The 4,854-nt window shown below is 42.4% G+C and carries 3 protein-coding genes; all 3 read right to left on the reverse strand.

The window, feature by feature from the left end:
- Positions 1–270: 270 nt before the first annotated feature.
- The 3 genes from ACVPON_RS09975 to gmk all read right to left on the reverse strand — a co-directional run bounded on the left by ACVPON_RS09975 (position 271) and on the right by gmk (position 4,592).
- Positions 271–2,649: a primosomal protein N' gene (locus ACVPON_RS09975; protein WP_462878484.1), complete on the reverse strand. Its 2,379-nt coding sequence runs from the start codon at positions 2,647–2,649 to the stop codon at positions 271–273.
- A gap of 986 nt (positions 2,650–3,635) precedes the next feature.
- Positions 3,636–3,950, reverse strand: a complete 315-nt coding sequence (gene rpoZ / locus ACVPON_RS09980; protein WP_135029366.1) for a DNA-directed RNA polymerase subunit omega — start codon at positions 3,948–3,950, stop codon at positions 3,636–3,638.
- An 18-nt stretch (positions 3,951–3,968) separates the two neighbouring features.
- On the reverse strand, positions 3,969–4,592 hold the full coding sequence (gene gmk / locus ACVPON_RS09985; protein ID WP_462878487.1) for a guanylate kinase: 624 nt from the start codon (positions 4,590–4,592) through the stop codon (positions 3,969–3,971).
- Positions 4,593–4,854 lie beyond the last annotated feature (262 nt).

Below are 4,854 nucleotides of genomic sequence, written 5' to 3' on the forward strand. Positions count from 1 at the left end.
GAGATTTACGACGTGTTCGATGAACACGAGGAAATCTATCTTTTTTACACAGCTCTTAGTCCGAACTCAATTCAATCAAGATGTGAGAGCGTTAAAAGCACACAGTGAAAATAGGAAATACGACGAAGAAGCGTCAGCTTCTAGGAGGATTTATCTTTTTCACACAGTGCTTAGCTCGAACTCAATTCAATCAAAACACAAAAGCCATAAAGTGAGCAAAGTATAGTAGATTGAAAAGCTATAATAAAAAGGAGGAGAAGGTCCCCTGCCTTACATCATATTTTGCGGTTCATGGTCAATGATGACGCGTAGGTCTTGATTCTCCCTTTTTTGAGTCCAGTCCAACACACGATTTAAGACTTGATCCAATTGCGGTTCTTTTCGATATTTGACAATCATCTGGTAATGATAGAGATTATGCGTGCGTGCAATCGGCTTGGGAGTCGGACCGAGCAACTGGATGTGATCGCTCAGGTGCTCCCGCAGCATATTCATCACCTCAAATGCTTTTTTGACAACAAGCTCCTCAGACTTATGCGACAAGGTCACCCCAATGGTGTAGTAGTAAGGTGGGTAACGCCAGGACCTGCGCATGCCCATTTCATATCGATAAAAGCTTTCATAGTCCTGTTCCTTAGCAAAAGTGATAGCATAATGTGTAGGATTGTAAGTCTGAATGACAACCTCCCCTACCTTATCTGCTCGACCTGCCCTGCCTGCCACTTGAGTAAGGAGCTGAAAGGTACGTTCTGCAGAGCGAAAATCAGGTAAATTCAAGGCTGTATCCGCATTTAAAACGCCAACCAAGGTCACATTTGGAAAATCCAACCCCTTAGCAATCATCTGTGTCCCAAGGAGGATATCGGCTTCACCTCGTCCAAAAGCTGTTAAAATTTTCTCATGACTACCTTTTTTTCGTGTTGTATCGACATCCATACGTAGGATCCGTGTTCCAGGCAACAATGCCATCAACTCATCATAGGCCTTTTGGGTACCTGTTCCATAGTACCGAATAGCCTTGCTATGACAGTTGGAACAAAAACGTGGAATATCCTTTTGAAAACCACAATAATGGCAATTCATTGTCTTAGTATCCATATGGAGGGTTAAAGAAATATCACAATTCGGACACTCATCTACCGTCCCACAATCCCGACACATGATAAAAGACGAATAACCACGGCGATTGAGCATCAGGACGATCTGCTCCTTTTTAGCCAGTTTTGTCTTGATTTTCTCAAGTAGCACAGGAGTAATCGTACTTGCTTCCTGCTGCCCAATATAATCCCGAAAATCAACGATCTCTACGGACGGAATCTGAGCTTTTGGATTGGCACGCTGGGACAAGGTCAAAAAGCCATATAACCCCTTGCTAGCCCGAGCACGACTTTCCAAACTCGGAGTGGCAGAACCCAACACCAAGACCGCTTGATTGTAATCTGCCCGTAATGCTGCCACATCACGCGCATGGTAGCGGGGATTGGAATCCTGCTTATAAGTCGCCTCATGTTCCTCATCAATGATAATCGCTCCGATATTGGTCAAGGGAGCAAACACTGCAGAGCGAGCTCCTATCACTACTTGGGCAGCTCCCCGCTCAATCTTGCGCCACTCATCATACTTTTCTCCATCTGACAAGCCCGAATGTAAAATTGCTACTTTCTGACCAAAACGAGCAATAAAGCGATTAGTCATCTGGGGGGTCAAGGAAATTTCAGGCACCAGCATAATCGCTGTTTTTCCTTGTTTTACAACATGGTCAATAACCTGTAAATAAACCTCGGTCTTTCCACTTCCTGTCACCCCCTCTAAGAGATAGGTTCTACTAGCATGACCAATCTCTGAAACAAGCCTTTGAACCGCCGTCGCTTGCTCGCTATTTAGCTGCAAAGGCTTCGTTTCTTTTACCCTATCAAAATAGGCCTGGGTACGGCTAACTTCTTCTTCCCACACCTCAATGACACCCTTGTCTCGGAAATAGCCAATCGTTTCTGCCGAAAAGTCCTGCCGTAGTTTCGCAAGAAGTGCTGTTCCTTCCTGCTGCGATAAGATTTCTTTTAAAGCCTGTCGCTTCTTCGCACGCTGACTAACCTCAATATTCCGTAGCGCATTCTGATCCACCTTATACCATTTCTCTGTCTTAATCTTCTTTTTATCCTTGGCAAGGTAGTCCACCACAATTTTTCCAGCTTGGGCTAAGCGCATAACCCGCGCCTGCTGCACCAAATCCAAATCTGAGAAGTGCACACTCTTTTGACCACCAAAAATAGCTTGCTCATCTACAGCCGACAAGCCTACTCCCTGTGAAAGCACCTTGTCATAAGAAGAATTAAGTACATTAGGAAGCATGGCTTTTAAGAGGGAAATCTTATAGGAAAAGACTGTTTTTCGCAATTCATCTGCTAACCATAGTTGCTCCCTGTTTAAAACAGGGGAAAAATCCAACACCTCTACGATATCTTTGGTCTCAGTAGCGGAACCTTCTGAAAAACCCACCACAATTCCTTGAATGAGCCGATTCCCATTTCCAAAAGGAACATGGACCCGCATTCCTATCTGTAACATCGCTTCAAATTCCTCTGGAATATGATAGGTGTAGGGACGATCGGTCTGCATCAAGGGTACATCAACAATAACTTCCGCAAACATCCTTACTCCTTTCTATTATAAATATTTCGTTTATATTCATCATTGAATTGAACTCGGGAAAAAAGCTCGGAAAACAGAGAGACCTCCTTATGTTCATCGAACACCGCGTCAGTCTCCTATTTTTCATTCGGTTTTTAACGGCTTCACATCTTATGTAACTGAGTTCGGACTAAGAGCTGTGTAAAAAAGATAGATTTCCTCGTATTCATCGAACACGTCGTAAATCTCCTATTTTTACTTTGCTCTTGACGTCCTCACATCTTAATTGAACTCGAGCTACGAGTTGTGCAAAAAAGATCGTTTTTCCTAGAACCTAAAGGTTCTGCGTCAAACCTCCTATTTTTGCTTTACTCGTTTCACGCTCTCGTATCTTAATTGAGTTCGAGCTAAGCACTGTGTGAAAAAGATAAATCCTCCTAGAAGCTGACGCTTCTTCGTCGTATTTCCTATTTTCACTGTGTGCTTTTAACGCTCTCACATCTTGATTTAATTGAGTTCGAGCTAAGCACTGTGTGAAAAAGATAAATCCTCCTAGAAGCTGACGCTTCTTCATCGTATTTCCTATTTTCACTGTGTGCTTTTAACGCTCTCACATCTTGATTTAATTGAGTTCGAGCTAAGCACTGTGTGAAAAAGATAAATCCTCCTAGAAGCTGACGCTTCTTCGTCGTATTTCCTATTTTCACTGTGTGCTTTTAACGCTCTCACATCTTGATTTAACTGAGTTCGGACTACAACTCACTGTCAATCAAACAAATCCAGTGGATTCGTTTAACCCGAGCCAAGAAACTGGAAAGCGAGGACCAATCTCATTGATTGCAAGACAACCTGCTTCGATTGTCTATTTTTCTAGGAGTTGCTTTACCAGTCTATACCAGACTGGTAAAGATTGGAAATAGTGAAACCCGTATCAAACGCTCTCGTATCTTGAGTTAATCGCAGATATCAAAATAAACCCAGTTGGGATGCCAACTGAGCTTTGCCACTTAGATCTTATCGCCGTCTTCTTTTTCTTTGGCAATCTGCGCTTTAATCTTTCGTTCTTCTTCTTCTTGACGAAGACGTTCTTCTTCTGCGCGACGACGAACTGCTTCACGTTTCGCTTCTGGATCTGGATGAATCACAACATGACCAGATTCGATTTCTTCCAAAGCACGCAAGGTAGATTTGACAGAAGTAAACTCTTGAGTTGCCTTTGCTCCTGCTTCCAATTCATGTGCACGTTTTGCTTCTAAGATGACCAAGGAATATTTTGAAGGTACCTTATCCAATAACGTATCAATAGACGGTTTTAACATCATATCTCTCTTACCTAATTTCTAATTTTTTATCTCTTTTAGCATATCTTGATAATGCCCAATAACACGATCCACACGGAAATGTTCCGCCTCAATGACCCGTTTCACTCGCTCAGCCGCTAAAGGCACTTCATCATTAACAATGGCATAATCGTATTCACGCATGAGAGCGATCTCTTCTCTTGCCTTTTCAATCCGTTGTGCAATTACCTCTGCACTGTCTGTCCCTCTCCCAACAAGGCGCTCTTGTAGTTCATCCAAATCAGGCGGTGTCAAAAAGATAAAGACTGCATCAGGCACTTTCTTTTTTACCTGTAAAGCCCCTTGAACCTCAATTTCAAGAAAGACATCAACGCCCTTATCAAGCGTCTCATTTACATAGGTCAATGGCGTACCGTAGTAATTTCCCACATACTCTGCATACTCTAGCATTTGCCCTTGACGAATTAGCTCTTCAAACTCCTCACGAGTCCTAAAAAAATAATCCACACCATCTACCTCACCTGGACGCTGAGGACGAGTTGTCATCGAAACAGAATATTGAAATTTATTTTCTGAGCTTTCAAAAATCTCACGTCTAACCGTTCCTTTTCCTACCCCAGAAGGCCCTGAAAAAACGATTAACAAGCCACGATCTGCCATCATATCTCCTTCACAATCTTTCTCTTTAGTGTATCAAAAAACCAAGCCTTTTTCAACTGCTTTTCATTGTCTTCTCCAAGAAAATCGCAAGAATTTCTCTTCACAGATGAGACGCTTGAGGCAGAATATCATTTTCTACCAGTCAAGAATAAATAGGGTACGCTAAAAGTAATGGCTCTATAATTTCTGTAGTGGGTAAATCCACTGTAGAGATTATGGAGCCTTTTTGAGTATAGAAAAAAAGTCCCATATGACTTATAATGAA

It is taken from the genome of Streptococcus sp. 1F3 (genome assembly GCF_054968985.1).